This window comes from Collinsella aerofaciens (assembly GCF_039836695.1).
In the GTDB taxonomy this organism is placed as follows: domain Bacteria; phylum Actinomycetota; class Coriobacteriia; order Coriobacteriales; family Coriobacteriaceae; genus Collinsella; species Collinsella aerofaciens_BD.
Genome location: NZ_JBDPAC010000010.1, coordinates 1 through 17937, shown reverse-complemented (window position 1 = coordinate 17937; position 17937 = coordinate 1). Strand labels below are relative to the sequence as shown.

Below are 17937 nucleotides of genomic sequence, written 5' to 3'. Positions count from 1 at the left end.
CCATCGGGGACAGTCCTTGCCATTCGTCGGCTCGCCGGCCGGCTGGCAAGGACTGTCCCTAACTGCCGGGCGGCGAAAGAGTGTCCCTTGCGACTGGTCATTTAAGAACGTCCCCAATGACTAGGTTCCGTACTTGACTTTAACTCTGCTTTAACTGGTACCATCCTCTATGTCTGTAACGCCATATAGACCGAGGGGATAGATCTATGACCGCAACTGCACCCGCAGCACCCGCTAAGGTGTACTTCACCAACCTGCGCACGCATGCTCGCGAGAGCCAGCTCGACAAGCTCAAGCGCCTCATCCGTCACGCCGGAATTGAGCAGATCGACTTTGAGAACAAGTTCGTCGCCATTAAGATTCACTTTGGCGAGCTGGGCAACCTGAGCTTTTTGCGTCCCAACTACGCCCGCGCCGTCGCGGATGTCGTGAAGGAGCTGGGTGGCAAGCCCTTCCTCACCGACTGCAACACGCTCTATGTGGGTAGCCGCAAAAACGCGCTCGAGCACATTGATACCGCCTACCAGAACGGCTTTACCCCGTATGCTACGGGTTGCCAGATCATCATCGCCGACGGCCTCAAGGGCACCGACGAGGCGCTTGTCCCGGTCGAGGGCGGCGAGTACGTGCACGAGGCCAAGATCGGTCAGGCGCTCATGGATGCCGATATCGTGATCAGCCTCACCCACTTTAAGGGTCATGAGCAGGCCGGCTTTGGCGGTGCCATGAAGAACCTGGGCATGGGCGGCGGCAGTCGCGCCGGCAAGATGGAGCAGCATGCCGCCGGCAAGCCGAACGTCGCGCCCGAGCACTGCGTTGGCTGCCGTGCCTGCGAAAAGATCTGCGCGCACAACGCTATCTCGTTCGACGACACCCGCGAGCGCGAGCTTGCCAGCGGCGCTACTCGCACGGTGCACGTGGCTGCCATCGACCACGATCGCTGCGTGGGCTGCGGACGCTGCATTGCGGCATGCAACCAGGACTGCATCAAGCCCGGCTATGAGGCCGCGGCAGACGTGCTCAACTGCAAGATCGCCGAGTACACCAAGGCCGTTGTCGACGGCCGCCCGAGCTTCCACATCTCGCTCGCCATGGATATCAGCCCCAACTGCGATTGCCATCCCGAAAACGACACGCCTATCGTCAACGATATCGGCATGTTCGCGAGCTTCGACCCGGTCGCCATCGACCAGGCCTGCGCCGATGCCGTCATGGCATCCGAGCCGCTGCCCAACACCGAGCTCACCGATAGCGCGGCCAAGATGGAGCACAATCACGAGCATCTGGAGGGCGAGCAGGCCAAGGATCCCTTCTGCATCACGCATCCCGACACCGACTGGCGCGCGTGCATCGCGCACGCCGAAAAGATCGGCCTGGGCACGAGCAAGTACGAGCTCATCGAGGTCAAGTAGCGTCTAGCTATTGGACAAATCAAGCGTTTTTGTAGCGCAACGTTAGCAAAAGCCGCCCGTGAGCACAGTGCCCGCGGGCGGCTTTTCGGAAGTGCGGTGAAAAATCGAATACCGCCGACCACAAACCGATTTTTGGCAACAAAACCCCAGACGTTGCTTTTTGCCTAAAAATTCTTGTCGAGGAAGTTGTCGACCGTGTTCCAGTAGAGTTCGGGGTCGACCTGCGCGCTCTTGGCGTGGGTGGCGCCATGGATAGTGAGCTTTTGCTTGACCTTGCTGGCGCACGCGTCGTAATTTTGGTCGAGCATGCTGTACGGTACAAAGGTGTCCTGGTCGCCGTGGATAAACAGCATGGGAACCGTCGCGTGTTTGAGTTGCTCCACACTGCTCGCCTTATGAAAGTCGTAGCCCGCGCGCACGTTGCACACCAAGTTTGCTATATCGAGCAAGGGAAAGCTGGGCAGGCCGAACACGTCCTTGAGCTGCAGAGAAAACTCGTCCCAAACACTTGTATAACCGCAGTCCTCGATAATGCATTTCACGTTTGCGGGCAGAGATTCCCCCGCGACGTTCATGGCGGTTGCCGCACCCATCGACTCGCCAAAGACCAGGATGCGCGCCTCGGGGTCAGCCTGAACGATTCGCTCGATCCATGCGACGACATCGAGCCGCTCGGGCCAGCCCATGCCGATATAGTCGCCGCCGGAGCGCTCGTGGGCGCGTGCGGCGGGTGCGAGTACGTTCATGCCGCGGTCGTGGAATCGCTTGACGTATCGGGCCATACCGATGGGCTCGTTGGTATATCCATGCAGGCAGACGGCGTAGTCGTGCGTGCTCTCCGACGCAGCAAAATACCAGGCGGCAAGCTCGGTCCCGTCGTTCGCGGTGAGGCTGCTGCTCTCGCGGTTTTCCTTAAACCACGTCCGTGCCTCGCCCTCCTCGGCGTCCATCTGCTCGCCCTTTTCGGCGTCCTTGCCATCCTGCATCATCTTCATGGTGTACGGCGCTTGGGGGTTCAGGGCAAAGTCAAACAAAAAGTTGCCGGCAAACCCCAGCAGCGCGACAACGAGCACCAGCGCAACGACGCCGGCTATCTTGAGCTTTCGATGGGAACGTGCGTTTTGAGCCATGCGGTATTCTCCTATAAGATGTTAATAAATCAACATTTAATGCAAGCGCATTATGGACGTTCGCCGTTGATGCGTCAACAGGCAAAGAATGGGTAAACAAAGGGTCACGTATGGTGCAAATTTCGCACGTACCTAGACGCTTTGATATAGTGTTGAGAACTCTTTACGTTGGAGGATGTAACCGGCATGTCCGATTCGAGCGACAGTTCTAAGCCGCGACCCAAGACCGCGGCCGTTCCACACTACACAGTGGGCGAGGAGATCATGAACTCCGTCACCCATGGTGTCGGCTGCCTGCTGGGTATCGCGGGCCTGGTGCTCCTGATCGTATTCGCCGCCCTGCGCGGCGGAGGCCCGGCCCATATGGCCGCGGCGATTGTCTATGGCGTCAGCATTATCCTCGAATACCTAGCCTCCACGCTCTACCACGCGATTCAGCCCGCGCGCGCCAAGCGCGTGTTTCGCATCATCGACCACAGCTGCATCTACCTGCTCATAGCCGGCAGCTATACGCCGTTTTGCCTCATCACGCTCGCAAACGACGGCGGCGCTGTGCTGTTCTTTGCCGTATGGGCCATCGCCATCATCGGCATCGCCCTCGAGTGCTTCCTACGCGAGCGCCAGCCGCATTGGGTAAGCGGCCTGGTCTACCTGCTGATGGGCTGGCTCGTTGTCTTTAAGCTGCCCGAACTTGTTGCGCTGCTCAACCCCGTGGCACTTGCCCTGCTCGCCGTCGGCGGCGTGTGCTACACCGCGGGCGTGCCGTTCTATATCGCCAAAAACGTGCGCTATCTGCACAGCGTGTTTCACCTGTGGGTGCTCGCCGGCAGCATCTTCCAGTTCATGGCGGTGATCCTCTTCGTAATCTAGCGACCACGCCTGCGCGCCCGCGTTCTCGTTTGGGCGCCGGTGCAATTGCCGTATCCGCCATCAACGTTTTAACCTGACGTCCCGAATCTTGGAGGTTCGAGAAACTCCCGATGGACATAACCATCTCCCTTATCACCACCCTCGTTTTGACCCTCATCAACGGCTACTTCTCTATGTCCGAGATGGCGCTCACCACGGCCAAGCGCGCCGTGTTGGAGCACGAGGCCGAGGAGGGCGACAAGCGCGCCGAGCGTGCCATTAAGCTGGCTGCCGACTCCGACCAGCTGCTCGCCACCATCCAGGTTGCCATTACGCTCGTGGGCTTCGCCTCGTCCGCCGTCGCCTCGACGAGTCTGTCCGACCCGCTCGCCACGTGGCTCATGAGCTTTGGCATCGCGCCGCTCTCCGCCATCGCGCGCGGCCTGGCGCCGGTCATCATCACCGTCGCGGTCGCCTTCGTGTCCATCGTGATCGGCGAGCTCGTCCCCAAGCGCATCGGCCTGGCCAATGCCGAGGGCGTGTCCAAGCAGGTCGTGGGACCGTTGTCGTTTTTCCAAAAGATCGCCCGTCCGCTCGTGTGGCTGACCGGCGCCTGCTCCGATGGCCTGGCCCGCATCCTGCGCATCAAGAGCGCCGACGACCGCCAAAACGTCTCGGAAGAAGAGATCAAGTACATGGTCTCGGAGCAGGACGACCTGCTCGACGAGGAAAAGCGCATGATCCACGAGATCTTCGACCTAGGCGACACCGTTGCCCGCGAGGTCATGGTGCCGCGCGTGGACACCACCATGTGCGAGGACGACGAGACGGTCGCCGACGTGCTGTCCACCATGCGCCAGACCGGCTTCAGCCGCATCCCCGTCTATCACGAGGACCCCGACAACGTCGCCGGCATCGCGCACATCAAGGACCTGATCCAACCCGCGCTCGACGGCAAGGGTGACCAGCCCATCGCCGGCTTTTTGCGCGACGCCACCTTTGTGCCCGACACCAAGGACATCCTGCCGCTACTGTCCGAGATGCAGACCTCGCACGACCAGATCGTGGTGGTCGTGGACGAGTACGGCGGCACGGCCGGCATTATCACCATCGAGGATATCGTCGAGGAGATCGTCGGCGAGATCGAGGACGAGTTCGACCCCGACAACAAGTATCTCACGCGCCTTTCGCGCCGCGAGTGGCTCGTTGATGGGCGTTTTTCGTGCGATGACGCGATTGAGCTTGGTTGGCCGCTCGAGGAAAGCGATGATTATGAGACCATCGCCGGCTGGATTTTGGAGCTTTGCGACTCGGTGCCCGACATCGGAGAGGTGTTTGAGGTTGCGGGGTACAAGTTTAAAGTGCAGTCGATGCGTGGCCAGCGCATCTCGCTCATTCGCGTGATCGCTCCGGCCGAAACCGATCAGAAGGATTCCGAGTCTTCGGTAGACGAGCCGACGACGTCGGGTGCGGGTTCCGCGAATCCGCATGACGGCGACGAGTAGGACAAGGAAGAGTAGGGGAGAGTTATGGCAGGCCTGTTCAACATCCTTAAGGTCACCGTCAGCGAGGACAAGATTTGCGCGCACGTGCTGGTGAACCCCGGCATGCCGCTCATGACCTCGGAGGATATCGAGGCTACGGCGCGCGTGTATTACCTGGTGCCGGCGATTGCCAAGCACCTGTGCCTGGGTGATTCCGGTCGCGAGTTCCAGGACTGCATGGGCCAGACCGAGCTTTGCCATCTGCTTGAGCATGTGACGGTCGAGCTCATGAACGAGACCGGTCTTGCCGGTAGCATCTCGTGCGGCCGCACGCGCGTAAGCGAGCATGACGAGCGCGTCTTTGAGGTTGAGCTTTCGTGCCCCGACGACGCGCTGGCCATCGGTGCGCTGTCTTCGGCCACCTTTATGATGGACTGGGCCTATCTGCACGCCGACCAGCCTGCCCCCGACGTGGAGGGCACGGTCGCGGGCCTGCGCAACCTGGTGCTGGGCATGCGCGCCGAGGCCGAGGGCAAGGATCCTCACGAGGCCGTCGCCGCTGCGAACGGCGAAGATGCTGCCGAGGACGAGGGCGCTGACGAGGGCGATGTGCCGGTCGACGCCGAGCCCGTTGCCGATGCGACCGCCGAGCCCGTTCCCACCGAGCCCCAGGGCGTCCCCAACTTTGACGACGAGCCCCAGGTGGCGATTGATACCGAGGGTGCGGTTGCCGAGAACCACGAGGCCTCCGCTGCCGTCTTTGGCGGTGCGGCGACGGCTCCGGCAGGACCTGCGCATGAGGGCGGCCTGCCGCTCGTGGACGGCGCCGGCGAGGACCCGGGTGCCACGGTGGCCATGCCGGCTATGCCTCAGGAGTAGGCCTACGCGTTTATCACCATCACGTACCTGCGCCTTTGCCGTACGCAGATGAGCGGAGCGGCAAGTGATGCGCTGCGGGTATAATGGACAGCATTCAAACGGTGGGCACCGACGTGCCCGCAGGAGAGGAATGATCATGGGTAAGACTTTCAGCTTTGTCTCCGGCGCACTTTTTGGCGCCGCTGCCGGCGCTATTGTCGGCGTTGCTCTGGCCCCGCGCTCGGGCGCCGAGACCCGCGCCATGGCTGCCGATATCGCCAACGACGCCTGGGACAATATGCGCGACACCTACGAGCACAGCGCCGAGGAGGCCCGTGCTGCGGTGAATGACTTTGGCCCGATGGTCGACGCCAAGACCGACGACCTGCGCGCCAAGGTCGACCTGGCCCGCGAGCGCATGGACCAGCTGCGCGAGCAGCTCAACGACGCCATTTCGGGCGGCAACGTGACGCCTGCCGCCGACGTCGTGGTCGAAAACGCCGTCGAGGCTGATACCGAGGCTGCGGAGCCCTCGACCGAGGCATAATGCGCGCCGGGGATTTTGTCGGCGCCAAGATCTATCGCAAGCCTACCGAGGACAAGCGCACCAAAAAGGACGGCACGCCGCGCAGCCCTAAAAAGCTCGGAAAGATTCACTTTCCGGTCTTTACCCCGGGCGGTACGCGCGTGGTCGGCTTTATGGTCCGCCAGTCCGATATCGCGGGCATGATCGAGCGTCCCGACCGATTCGTAGCGCTCGACGCCATTGGTGTCTACGAGGGCGCCATTGCGGTCGATGACGTCAAGGACACGTACGATGCCGCCGCTGCCAAGCGCCTCGACATCAACCTGGACGATTGCATCATCTGGGTCGGTATGGACGTGCGCACGGAATCGGGCGACGTCGTGGGCTATTGCTCGGACGTTGAGTTCAAGCCACGCTCGGGCATCGTGCAGGCATTCTATGTGACCGCCGGTGCTGCTTCGAGTATTTTGGTTGGTGACACGCAGGTGCCGCCGACGATGCTGCGCGGCTACGAGAACGGCGCGATGGTCGTCTCGGACGAGGTCAAGTCGCTCGGGTATTCGGGCGGTGCGGCTGCCAAGGCCGCCGAGGCCAGCGTCGTGGTGGGCGACAAGGTCAAAAAGGGCGCCAAGGTGCTCGACGACAAGGGATCGGTTGCCGTGGACAAGGGCAGTCGCGCACTGGGCAAGCAGCTCGGCAAGACGCGCGGCATGTTCAAGGCCTTTAAGGACGAATACCAAAAGGCGAGCGGAGGCTCGTCAAAAGCTACAAAATAGCGACGTACCAAATGATGGGAGGCAAGCCGGAGACCTGTTGCTCCGGCTTGCTGTGTTTATGGGGGAGGGCACATGCGCCAAAACGGATCCAACTTAAACGGGCGTTCGGGTGCGCGTCCGACGGCGCGCCGCGATCTGGGGCAGCTGCCCAGCGGTCAGCGCAAGCGTCACCGTAAGCCCGGCGCGATGTACCTCAACCATAGCCGTGGGTTTAGCGATCGCAGTGCGCGCATCGGCAACAGCCGTACGCCCCGTCGTTCGTCTCGCCTGCCCTACGCGCTCATCGCCGTGGGTTGCGCGCTCGTGCTGTTTATCGCTGCCGTCGTGGGCTACGTCAACCGCAGCGTGGACGTGGAGCTCAACGGCCAGAAGACCGCGGTGCGCGTGGGCTCTACGCTACAAAACCTCATCGACGACCAGGAGTTGACTGACACCTACGACGCAGGCGACCTGCTGGCCGTCGATGACAGCGTGCTCAAGCGCCATGGGGGCGAAAAGCTGTCGGTGAAGGTCGACGGCAAGCGCGTGAAGCAGGGCAAATGGGATAGCCGCGAACTCGAGGGCGGCGAGAAGGTGACGGTCAAGGATGGCCGTAACACTTACGAGAAGCACGAGGTTCAGGCTACGGTTATCGAGCCCAAGCTCAAGGTCGAGGGCACGGGCGCTATCGAGTATGTGCAGACATGGGGTGTCCAGGGCCGATCCGAGGTGTGGGTTGGTGAGCAGTCAGGCAAGACGCAAGACCGCGGCGAGGTTGTGCCCGCCACCGATTGCGTTGTTGCGTGCGCCAGCGTGGCGCCCAAGGGCAACAAAAAGTACGTGGCACTGACGTTTGACGAGGGTCCGAGCGGCGCCACCAAACAGATCTTGCAGGTGCTCAAGGAAAAGGGCGTCACCGCGACGTTCTTCCTTTCGGGCGATGCGGCCGAGGCCTCGCCTGCCACGGCCAAGGCGATTGTCGACGCCGGGTGCGAGATCGGATCCAACAGCTACAGCGACGATTCGCTCAAGGGTCAGGACCGTGAGGCGGTACGCGAACAGATCACGAAAGGCACCGATGCGATTAAGTCGGCGACCGGCGTGAAGACGATGCTGCTGCGTGCTCCCTACGCTGCCTTTGACGAGCAAAACTGGATTGATGCGATGGACCTGGTCTCCGCCGTGGTCTCGTGGAATATTGACTCGGGCGACTGGCTGCTCAACGGTGCCGACGAGCAGGTCTCGACGGTGCTCGATTCGGTGACGCCGGGCAATATCGTGCTGCTCACCGATAGAGACGAATGCGCCGAGCAGACGCTCGAGGCGCTGCCGCAGATTATCGACGGCCTCATTGCCGACGGCTACAAGATCGTGACGCTCAGCGACCTGGTCAAGACGGACACGTCGCTGAGCAAAAAGCTCACCTCGCTGACGAAGGTCACCATGCCCAAGGACGCCGTGTTCCCCCAGCTTGCCGAGGACGACGACACCACGGAGTAGTCATTGGGTAGTCATTTAAGAACGTCCCCAATGACTATGTCACGGATGCGTCAGTGTTTGGTATGCCTGCAATGTGCAGCGCATAAATTCGATGCCGCAGGGCGATGCTGATGCTATAGTTACTGCGGTTAATGAGGGTCAAGAGAAAGGTTACAGGTGAAATCCAAACCTCGACCATACAGTCGATGACCCCATGCAGGTGCTTTTTGCGCATGCACGGGGTGTAAGCGTCGAGCGGCGTGCCGCCCGCGCATGCGTATACATATCCAGAAGCCCACGGAGCGTGCGCCATCACGGCCGCAGCCCGAAGGAATAATGATGGGGAGCACCATTGAATTATCTGAGTGAGATGCTCAAGTTGCCGGTCTTGGACGTCGATGGCGAAAAGCTCGGCGTAGTGAACGATTTTGGCATTGCCACCGGCGAAGTTTTTCCGCACGTGACGTCGCTCGCGTTCCGCGGACCCGGCAAGACGCCGTTTATGATCAGCTGGCGCAAATGGGTCGACCGTATCGACGAGACGGGTGTACACCTTAAGACGTCGGCCACCGAAATCCGTTTTTCGTACCTGCAGCCGACCGAACTCTTGCTTGCCCGCGACGTGCTCAACAAGCAGATTGTCGACACGCAGGGCATGAAGGTCGTGCGCGTAAACGACATCAAGTTTTCCATGTCGGGCGAAAACCAGCTGCGCCTGCTGGGCGCCGAAGTGGGCGCCCGCGGTCTGCTGCGCGCGATCAGCCCCGCACTCGAGCATATCGTCGAGGGCTTTATGAAGCACCTGGGCAAGCCGCTCAGTGAGGACATTATCGCCTGGTCTTACATGGACCTGCTCGATCGCTCGACTAAGAACATCCAGCTCTCGGTGTCGCACAAGACGCTTGGCGAGCTGCACCCTGCCGACATTGCCGACATTATCGAGCAGCTCGACCCGCGCCTGCGCGCGCAGGTGTTCGCGCAGCTCGACACCGCCCAGGCCGCCGAGGCCATCTCGGAGTTCGATGACGACGAGCTCATGACCGAGATGCTCGAGGGCCTGTCCGATACCGACGCATCGTCGATGCTGGCCATGATGGATCCGGACGACGCCGCCGACCTGATCGACGAGCTCGATTACGAGAAGGCCGAGAAGCTCCTGCGCCTGATGGGCGTCAAGGAGGAGAAGGCGATTCGTAACCTGCTGGGCTATGAGGACAACACCGCCGGCCGCATCATGACCTCGGAGTTTGTCTCGCTGCCCGCCACGGCGACGGTCGGCGATGCCATCGAGGCGATTCGCAAACTCGATGAGGACTTCGAGAGCGTCTACTACGTCTATACCGAGGATCCGAGCGGCATGCTGACGGGCGTGCTCTCGCTGCGCACGCTGATCGTGGCCGACCGCGACGCCACGCTGGGCCAGCTCGCCTATCGCGACCTGGTCTACGTGTCGCCCGACGAGGACCAGGAAGACGTGACGGACGAGATGACCAAGTACGACCTGGTTGCCATCCCTGTCTGCGATGAGAACCGTCATATCCTTGGTATCGTAACCTTCGACGACGCTATGGACGTTATCGCCGAGGAGCATCAGGAGGACCTGCAGATCGCCGGTGTCGGCTCGGGCGATAGCGCGTCGGACGACTCGACGAACGTGCTCAGCTGGTTCGTGCATCGTCAGTACTGGGTCGTCGTGTGGGGCATCGCCTCGTGCATTATGGCGACGGTGCTGGGGACGGCACTGGGCTCCGCGCATCTGGTGGTGTTCCCCATGTGCGCCATGCCGCTCGTGCTGCTGGCGGCCTCGCGCATGGTGTCGTTCGTCAAGAACTACTTCCTCGAGTACGACGGCCACGACGACGAGCCCAAACCGTACCTGGGATTCTTCTTCCAGAGCACGGGTATGGGCCTGATCCTTTCGCTCGTGACCTACCTGTGCGCGCAGCTGGTGCGCACCGCCGCGTTCCTCGATGCCCCTATGCTTGAGGAGCAGCTCTTTACCGGCTGCTTTAACATCGCGGCCATCATCTGCCTGGTGGGCAACATGAGCGCCGTGATTTACCTGATGGTGCTGTTCTGGCGCGATGAGCACGACCTCAATACGTCGGGCACCGCCATGAACGTCATCGCCGTCATGATCTCGTGTGTGGCGTACTGTGCTGCTGCGGTGCTGCTCACCATGTCGGTCATGGGGTAGGTGGTCGCGTGCAAAATACGAAGCAAAAGCCGAGCACCAAGCAAAAGCTGACCATCGCGGCTATCTTTGGCGCCATGGGCCCCGGTCTTCTGGCAGCGCTTTCGGGCAATGACGCCGGCGGCATCGCCACGTATTCCAGCGCGGGCGCCAGCTACGGCTATAAGATGCTCTGGATGCTTCCCGTCATGACCGTGCTGCTTATCGTGACGCAGGAGACCGCGGCGCGCTGCGGATGTGTTACGGGTAAGGGCCTGGCGTCGCTCATTCGCGAGCGCTTTGGCGTGCGCAAGAGCGTTCTGGCCATGGCGGCGCTGTTGATCGCCAACACGGCGGTGACCATCTCGGAGTTCGCGGGTATCGCGAGCGGCCTTGCTCTGTTTGGCGTTCCGGCGAGTATCTCGGTGCCGCTCGTGGCGCTGCTGGTGTGGATGCTTACCATGTCGGGCAGTTTCCAGCGCATCGAGAAGATTCTGCTGCTGGTAAGCTGCGTGTTCGTGACCTACATCGTCGCTGCGTTTATGGCCGGCCCCAACTGGGGCGAGGTCGCGGTCGACTTGGTCGTCCCCAATATTCAGAACGATCCCAGCTACGTGTCGCTCGTGGTCGCAACGATCGGTACTACCATCGCGCCGTGGATGATCTTCTTGGCTCAGAACAACGTGGTCGATAAGAATGCGGGCGAGGACGACATCGTGCTGCAGCGTATTGATACCGTGAGCGGCTCGATCGCTGCTGATTTCATTGCGGGCTTCATTATCATCACGACCGGTACGGTGCTGTTCCCGGCGGGTATTCAGATTAGCGATGCCGCCGATGCCGCTCGCGCGTTGGAGCCCATCGCGGGCCAGTGGTCCACGGTGCTGTTTGCCTCGGGCCTGGTCGCAGCGAGCTTTTTGGCTGCCTGCGTGCTGCCGGGCGTTACGTCGAGTGCCATCTGCGAGGCTTTTGGTTGGGAGCGCGGCGCCGATCGCAGCTGGGACGAGGCCCCGGTTTACCGCGGCATCATTACGGCCATCATCGGCATTTCTGCTGTGTTGGTGCTCATGCCTGGCGTCGATTTGTTCCAGATTATGATGACCTCGCAGGTCATCAACGGCGTGCTGCTGCCCGTAGTCTTGGTATTCCAGGTGGTTATCGCGGCGGATCGCCACATTATGGGCGCCAACCGCAACGGCCGCGTATGGAACGTGCTCACGTGGGCGACTATCGGCGTGATTACGGTGTTGACGGTCGTCATGTTTGTCCTACAGGCAATGGGCTACAGCGCTTAGCGCCCACTTTTGCCTCCGAACAGGCCGCAGCGATGGGTTGCGGCCTGTTTTTTGTCTGCTATAGGGTGCTAGTTATATACCGATGTGCAGCTATAAAGCCGCCTCTGGGGTGAATTAACAGCCCAGAGGCGGCTTTATAAGTCGCGGAAGTGGTCCCAAGTGCCGGATTGTAAGCGGATTTGACTGCGCGTTACTTGTCGCCGCCGAGCTTGTGTGGCTTGTAGGCGAGGGCATTGACGAGTGCGTCGGTGGCGGACTTGACGGCTGCCGGCTGCGGATCGTTGACGTGGTCCTCGGGGTGCACGGGCAGGTCTTTCTTGACCGCATCGTGGATCAGGTTGAGGTATTCGGTCACGCCGGTGGCCGACAGGTGCGTGCCGTCGCCGTCAAACAGGTCGTTGCGGTTGGCGCTGTACCCGTACCAGTCGATAACGCGTACATTCTTGTAGCGCGTGGCGGCGTTGCCGATGGCCTGGTTTGTGGACCCGACCCACGGCTGCGGGCTACGCGTGTTTACAAACACGACAATACGCTGCTCGCCGGCGTCGGCCATGATCGCGTCGACCTGGGCGTCCGTTACCAAACCGTTGGTACCCAGGGCAAAGACCACGATCTTGCCGGCAAGGTTCTGCTGGATATAGCCCTCGAATGTCGCGCGGCCCGCATCAAACTGGCGGCCCTTTTCGGCATCGATATGGCTGTGCGGGAACACGCCGTCAAAGGAATCAACGGCGCGCAGCGACACGGAGTCACCGATCATCAACAGGTCGTAGGAGCCATCGGGGAAGCCGTCGTTATCCTTGTCGGTGTCATCGGCCGCCTGCTGGTCGGTGGGCGCGGTGTTTTTGGCTTCCTTGTTCAGAACTTCAGCGCCCTCGCCGCTCAGCGCGGACGTCTCGGGCACAAAGATCAGGCCGCCCAGCGCAACGACCAACACGACAGCGCAGGCTGCACAGACAGGGACGTGCGCGCGCACCCAGTTGGCGGGCGTGGTGGTGCCATCGCGGAATTCGGTGACGGTGCGGCCGAAGGCGCCCCTTCTAAACGGCGTTTCGATAAAGCGATAGGAGCACTCGGCTACGGCGACCACCAGCAGCACCTGCAAAATGTACTGCCACCACGGAGTATCGTTGATGTTGGCGACCGGGTTCATGAGCAACAGCAGCGGATAGTGCCACAGGTAGATGCTGTACGAGCGCTTGCCAACCCACACGAGCGGCTCGGCGGACAGCACGCGGGCAACCATTCCCTGGGGCTGCACGCAGGCCGCGATGACCATGAGCGTGAGGATGGAGCATAACAGCGTGCCGCCGCGATACTGGAACGCGGTATAGCCGTTGGTGAGCGCGACCATGGCGGCAAGGCCAACCAGACCCACGACGCCCAACACATCGATGGATGCGGGCGAGGACCAAAAGCGCACGAGGGCGCTCGGCTGTGCCGGGGCGGTCTCGGTTGATTCGTCGGCCTTCTCGCCAGGCTTGCCCTCGGCGCTCTTGCTGCGCTTGGCGGCGCCAGCCAGGCGATTGAGCCCCAAACGATGTGCGAGACGCACCGGCGCCAGGTCGCGATCGGGGATAAAGGCCATCCAGGCACCTAGCAGCAGCGAGAACACGCGGGTGTCGGTGCCGTAGTACACGCGGCTGGGATCGGCGGCAGGGTTGTAAAGCACCATCATGGCGAGGGCTGATACCGCGGCAAGGCCCAGAACCACGCGGCGCGTGTTGGGCTTGCTCACGTGCATGGATACCATGGCAAACAGCAGTGGCGGCCAAATCAGGTAGAACTGTTCCTCGATGGCAAGCGACCAAAAGTGCGTGAGCGGCGAGGGGTCGCCCAGAGCATTGAAGTACGAGACGTTTTGGGCAATCTGCCACCAGTTGTTGAAGAACAGCAGCGACGGCAGGATGTCGGGGCGCATCTTGGTGAGCATCACGTGGTTAAAGATGGTGCACAGCGCGCAGGTCACGAACACTACCGTTACCACAGCGGGGACCAGGCGACGGATGCGGCGAATCCAGAAGCTCTTAAGGTCGATGCGGCCGGTCTTAGCGACTTCGTTGAGCAGCAAGCGCGTAATCAGATAGCCCGAAAGCACAAAGAAAATCGTGACGCCGAGCAGGCCGCCCTGAGCCCACGTAAGGTTAAGGTGATAGAGTACCACCGCGACGACGGCGAGCGTACGCAGACCGTCGAGCGCAGGAATGTAACGAGATTTGGGGCGAGCGGGCGCCTGTTCTTTTGCGGCACTGTTGGTGTGGGCGCCCTTATTGGCGGCCGCGCGATGGGAGCCTGCGGCGTGGCGCGACTCGCCGGTGCGGCGGTCGGCGCGCGGGCGTTCGTGCGGCGCCTGGTTATCGGGCGCGCGGCGCGGGCCGCGTGGGCTCGATTGCGGGAATTGTTCCATAAAACATCATCCAATGACGAGAATAATCAGCACATATTCATTGTAGCTGCCTGCTCCTGTGAATGCTTGCTGCTGGCGCAACCTCAAGGGCGCGTTCACATCAAAGTGAACTAAAGTTATAGAGGTGCGAGAGCGCACGATCGACGGCCGACGGTGGGTGCAAAGCCCGCAGATGAGGAGGTTTCCATGGCAGATCGCGGCATCGTTGCGGTGTTCGGCAGCATGAACATGGACCTTTCGGTGGCGTGCGAGCGCATGCCGCGCGCGGGCGAGACCGTCGGTGGTAGCGGTTTTATCACCAACGCCGGTGGCAAGGGCGCTAACCAGGCCGTCGCCGCCGCGTGCATGGGTGCGCGCACGTGCATGATTGGCGCGGTCGGGCGCGATGCGTTTGGCGATGCGCTCGTGGCGGGGCTTCAGGATGCCGGCGTGGGCGTTGAGTTCGTGGCGCGTCGCGATGACGTGGAGACCGGTACCGCGACTATCATTCGCTGCGAGAGCGACAACCGCATCGTGCTGTCACCGGGCGCCAACCATGCGCTTGCGAGCGAGGACGTTGCCTGCGCGCTGAGACGTCTGGTGGCCGATGAGCTCGACGGCGACGCCAGCGAGATTGCCCCGGCTGCCGGAAGCGTCTTTATCGCCCAGGGCGAATGTGACCTTGCAGCGACGGCCGAGGCGCTTGTTTGCGCTCACGAGCTGGGATTCTATACGGTCTTTAATCCAGCGCCTGCCTGCGAGTTGCCTGCGGAGGCCTGGCCTGCGGTCGACCTGGTTTGTCCCAACGAGACCGAATGTCAGGTGCTGACGGGCATCTTGCCCGCGGATGATGCGAGCTGCGTCGCGGCGCTCAATGCCCTGCTCGCCAAAGGTGCCGGAGCTGCGGTCATCACACTGGGCGGCGCCGGCTCGGTTACGCTCGGCGATGGCGGCGAGCTGCTGCGCATGCCGGCGCTTTCGAGCACGGTAGTCGATACCACGGCCGCCGGCGATACGTTTATCGGCGCGTTGGCGGCGGCTCGTTTGGAGGGCTTGCCACTCTTTGAGTGCATGGCCGCGGGTGCTCGCGCCTCGGCGGTGACGGTGTCGCGCCTGGGCGCTCAGCAGTCGATTCCCACGCATGCCGAAGTTGAGCGCGTGTTTGATTTAGACGATTTAGTACAAGACGGAGAAGCGGAGTAGAACAATGGCAACCAAGAAGCTGATCCTTGATCTGGATATGGGTGTGGACGATGCGATGGCGCTTGCCTATGCCATCGCGAGCCCCGAGGTGGAGCTGGTGGGCATCACCACGTGCTTTGGCAACGTGCGCGTCGAGCAATCGGCGCACAACTGCCTGGCGGTGCTCGATCTGCTGGGTCGCCCCGAGGTTCCGGTGTACCTAGGCGCCGATCGTCCAATTAAGGCGACTGAGCCCTATACACCGCCGGCGTCCACCACGCTCATCCACGGCAAGAACGGCATTGGCGGGGCGAGCGTGCCCGCGTCGCCGTACGAGCCGGTGGGGGCGACGTCGGCCGACGGTAACGCGGCGGTCGATTATCTGATCGATGCCGCGCGCACCTATGGCCCCGATCTAATCTACGTGGCGACCGGTCCGCTCTCCAACCTGGCACTTGCCTTGGAGCGCGATGCGGCGGCGATGATGTCTATCGGTCGCGTGGTCGTGATGGGCGGTGCGCTTACCGTGCCCGGAAACGTGAGCGCGGGCGCCGAGGCCAACATGGCAAGCGATCCCGAGGCGGCCGATGCCGTGCTGCGCTCGGGCCGCAAGCTCACTATGGTGGGTCTGGATGTGACGCATCGCGTGGTGCTCACGCGCCGCGACATTGCCGGCTGGACGGGCTCGGGCACCATGGCCGGTTGCGCGTTTGCGAGCATGGTCGAGCACTACATTGGTTCGTACGAGATGAACGCCCCCTACCTGGGTGGTTGTGCGCTGCACGATCCGCTGGCCGTTGCCGTGGCGATCGACCCCACGCTCGTGGGTGCGCTCGGCTGCAACCTGCGTGTTGATCTGCTCGGCGAGTATCGCGGCCGCACCATCTGCGATGAGCGCCGTGTGGCCGACCCCGACAAGGGCGCACTCGTGGCGCTGACCGTCGACGCCCCGCGCTTCCTGTCCGAGTTCAAGACGCGCATGGCCCGTGTTCTTGGCTAAATGATTTCCGCGCCCCGCCCCATGCAGTCAATTTGGGACGGGGCTCTTTTAGCTACCGAGTAAATGCGCCCGTTGGGGGAATAGTCGTGCCACTTCGCTTGACAACAGGCTAAACTAGTTCATAAACATTTACTACTCTGTTTAGATTGAATTTGTGGTCGTTTAGTTGCCGAGCCACGGGGCGGTCAGGCCACGATGCTCGACCGCGACCGTTGCTAGGGGGAACAATGGCCAAAGCAAGTGTTCGCGAGATCAGCCGCATCACCGGTTTTTCGCCTGCGACCGTGTCCAACGCGCTCAACCGCAAGCGCAGCGTGAGCGAGGAGACCGCCAAGGTCATCCTGGAGTGCGCGCAATCGCTCGGCTACCAGCAGTCGACGCAGCTCGAGAGCATTCAGTTTGTGCTCGCGCGCAAGACGGGCGCCATCTTGGACGAGAGCACCTTCCATCCCGCGGTTATCGAGGGTGTGGAGCGCCAGGCGCGTCGCCACGGCATGAGCACGAGCTTTGTTTCGCTCGACTTTAGCGACTTGGACGCCGTACGTCCGCAGGTCGAGGGCCTGATCGCTGATCCGGCCGCCGCCATTGTACTAATGGGTACGGAGCTGGGCGAGGAGGACTACGCCCTGTTCGCTAACGCCGCCGCCCACCTGATCGTGCTCGATGGCTGGAGCGATCGTCAGTACTTTGATGCCGTAGTTATTGCCAACACCGATTCGGTGCTGCGTGCCGTGGACTACCTTATCGAGAAAGGCCACAAGCAAATCGGCTATCTGGCGGGCGACCTTCGTATCCGCAACTTCAAGGACCGCGAGCGCGGCTATCGCCAAGCGCTTGAGGATGCGGGCCTCGAGGCCAATCCGACATGGCGCGTCACGCTGGGCACCACGCTCGAGGGTGCCTATCGCGACATGGGCGCGTGGCTCGACAGCGTCTCGCGCGACGACCTGCCGACGGCTTTCTTTGCCGAGAACGACGTGCTCGCCGTGGGTGCCATGCGCGCGCTCAGCGAGCACGGTATTCGCGTGCCCGAAGATGTTTCGATCATCGGCTTTGACGACCTGTCTTTGGGCGCCTTCTCCAACCCGCCGCTCACCACGGTGCATGTTCCCAAACACGAGGTGGGCGAGATCGCGGTGCGCCGTCTGGTGGGCAACATCCGCAATCCCAAGAGCTATACCTGCAAAACGGCCGTGTCGACCTATTTTGTCGAGCGCCAAAGCGTGCGCAAGATCTAGGCAGAACGGCGCCAGACCTCAGAGCGGAAAAGTCCGCCAAAGGCAACCATACATAACGCTACCAAGAGAGGGTCCTTCGGGGCCCTCTTTTTATTCAAGACTTTAGTCTGCTGGCCGCGCAGCGGCCAGCTTTAAACCACCCGCTACGCGGGTGGAGACAAACGGCTTTA

14 protein-coding genes are annotated in these 17937 nt (G+C 61.8%); 12 read left to right on the top strand and 2 right to left on the bottom strand.

All coding sequences use genetic code 11. The annotated features are described in order from the left end of the window. Positions 1 to 206: 206 nt before the first annotated feature. Complete coding sequence (locus tag ABG996_RS06085; RefSeq protein WP_347478992.1) at positions 207 to 1412, top strand: DUF362 domain-containing protein; 1206 nt, start codon at positions 207 to 209, stop codon at positions 1410 to 1412. A 164-nt stretch (positions 1413 to 1576) separates the two neighbouring features. Here the strand turns inward: ABG996_RS06085 and ABG996_RS06080 are convergent, their stop codons facing one another. Beyond that, on the bottom strand, positions 1577 to 2542 hold the full coding sequence (locus tag ABG996_RS06080) for an alpha/beta hydrolase (protein WP_347478994.1): 966 nt from the start codon (positions 2540 to 2542) through the stop codon (positions 1577 to 1579). Between the two features lie 186 nt (positions 2543 to 2728). Here ABG996_RS06080 and trhA point away from each other — a divergent pair, with 186 nt between their 5' ends. The 8 genes from trhA to ABG996_RS06040 all read left to right on the top strand — a co-directional run bounded on the left by trhA (position 2729) and on the right by ABG996_RS06040 (position 11961). Further along, the gene (gene trhA / locus ABG996_RS06075; RefSeq protein WP_172676303.1) at positions 2729 to 3412 is read left to right on the top strand and encodes a PAQR family membrane homeostasis protein TrhA; all 684 of its coding nucleotides are present in this window, start codon (positions 2729 to 2731) and stop codon (positions 3410 to 3412) included. A 110-nt stretch (positions 3413 to 3522) separates the two neighbouring features. After that, a complete protein-coding gene (locus ABG996_RS06070; RefSeq protein WP_152067470.1) occupies positions 3523 to 4896 on the top strand; it encodes a hemolysin family protein in 1374 nt (457 codons plus the stop codon). Positions 4897 to 4920: 24 nt separating this feature from the next. Next, entirely contained in the window at positions 4921 to 5754 is an 834-nt protein-coding gene (locus ABG996_RS06065; protein ID WP_226812407.1) for a cyanophycin synthetase family protein, read from the top strand. A gap of 136 nt (positions 5755 to 5890) precedes the next feature. After that, positions 5891 to 6280, top strand: coding sequence for a YtxH domain-containing protein (locus ABG996_RS06060; RefSeq protein WP_035136593.1), 390 nt, complete (start codon positions 5891 to 5893; stop codon positions 6278 to 6280). After that, on the top strand, positions 6280 to 7035 hold the full coding sequence (locus ABG996_RS06055) for a PRC-barrel domain-containing protein (protein WP_152067471.1): 756 nt from the start codon (positions 6280 to 6282) through the stop codon (positions 7033 to 7035). Before ABG996_RS06060 ends, ABG996_RS06055 begins: the two co-directional genes overlap by 1 nt. 72 nt (positions 7036 to 7107) lie before the next feature. Continuing rightward, complete coding sequence (locus ABG996_RS06050) at positions 7108 to 8514, top strand: polysaccharide deacetylase family protein (RefSeq protein ID WP_226812408.1); 1407 nt, start codon at positions 7108 to 7110, stop codon at positions 8512 to 8514. 331 nt (positions 8515 to 8845) lie between these two features. Beyond that, complete coding sequence (locus ABG996_RS06045; protein ID WP_347478997.1) at positions 8846 to 10690, top strand: magnesium transporter; 1845 nt, start codon at positions 8846 to 8848, stop codon at positions 10688 to 10690. A gap of 74 nt (positions 10691 to 10764) precedes the next feature. Continuing rightward, on the top strand, positions 10765 to 11961 hold the full coding sequence (locus ABG996_RS06040; RefSeq protein WP_347479006.1) for an Nramp family divalent metal transporter: 1197 nt from the start codon (positions 10765 to 10767) through the stop codon (positions 11959 to 11961). A 190-nt stretch (positions 11962 to 12151) separates the two neighbouring features. On the opposite strand, the gene ABG996_RS06035 is transcribed toward ABG996_RS06040, so the two are convergent. Next, positions 12152 to 14368 carry an acyltransferase family protein gene (locus ABG996_RS06035; RefSeq protein WP_347478999.1) on the bottom strand — a complete coding sequence of 739 codons (2217 nt, stop codon included), beginning with the start codon at positions 14366 to 14368 and terminating at the stop codon, positions 12152 to 12154. 186 nt (positions 14369 to 14554) lie between these two features. Here ABG996_RS06035 and ABG996_RS06030 point away from each other — a divergent pair, with 186 nt between their 5' ends. The 3 genes from ABG996_RS06030 (at position 14555) to ABG996_RS06020 (ending at position 17767) form a co-directional block, all read left to right on the top strand. Then, positions 14555 to 15550, top strand: coding sequence for a ribokinase (locus tag ABG996_RS06030; protein ID WP_347479001.1), 996 nt, complete (start codon positions 14555 to 14557; stop codon positions 15548 to 15550). Between the two features lie 4 nt (positions 15551 to 15554). After that, positions 15555 to 16529 (top strand): nucleoside hydrolase, encoded by a 975-nt coding sequence (locus ABG996_RS06025; RefSeq protein WP_347479003.1) that lies wholly within the window; start codon positions 15555 to 15557, stop codon positions 16527 to 16529. Positions 16530 to 16756: 227 nt separating this feature from the next. Next, positions 16757 to 17767, top strand: coding sequence for a LacI family DNA-binding transcriptional regulator (locus tag ABG996_RS06020; protein ID WP_347479005.1), 1011 nt, complete (start codon positions 16757 to 16759; stop codon positions 17765 to 17767). The last annotated feature ends 170 nt before the right edge of the window (positions 17768 to 17937 follow it).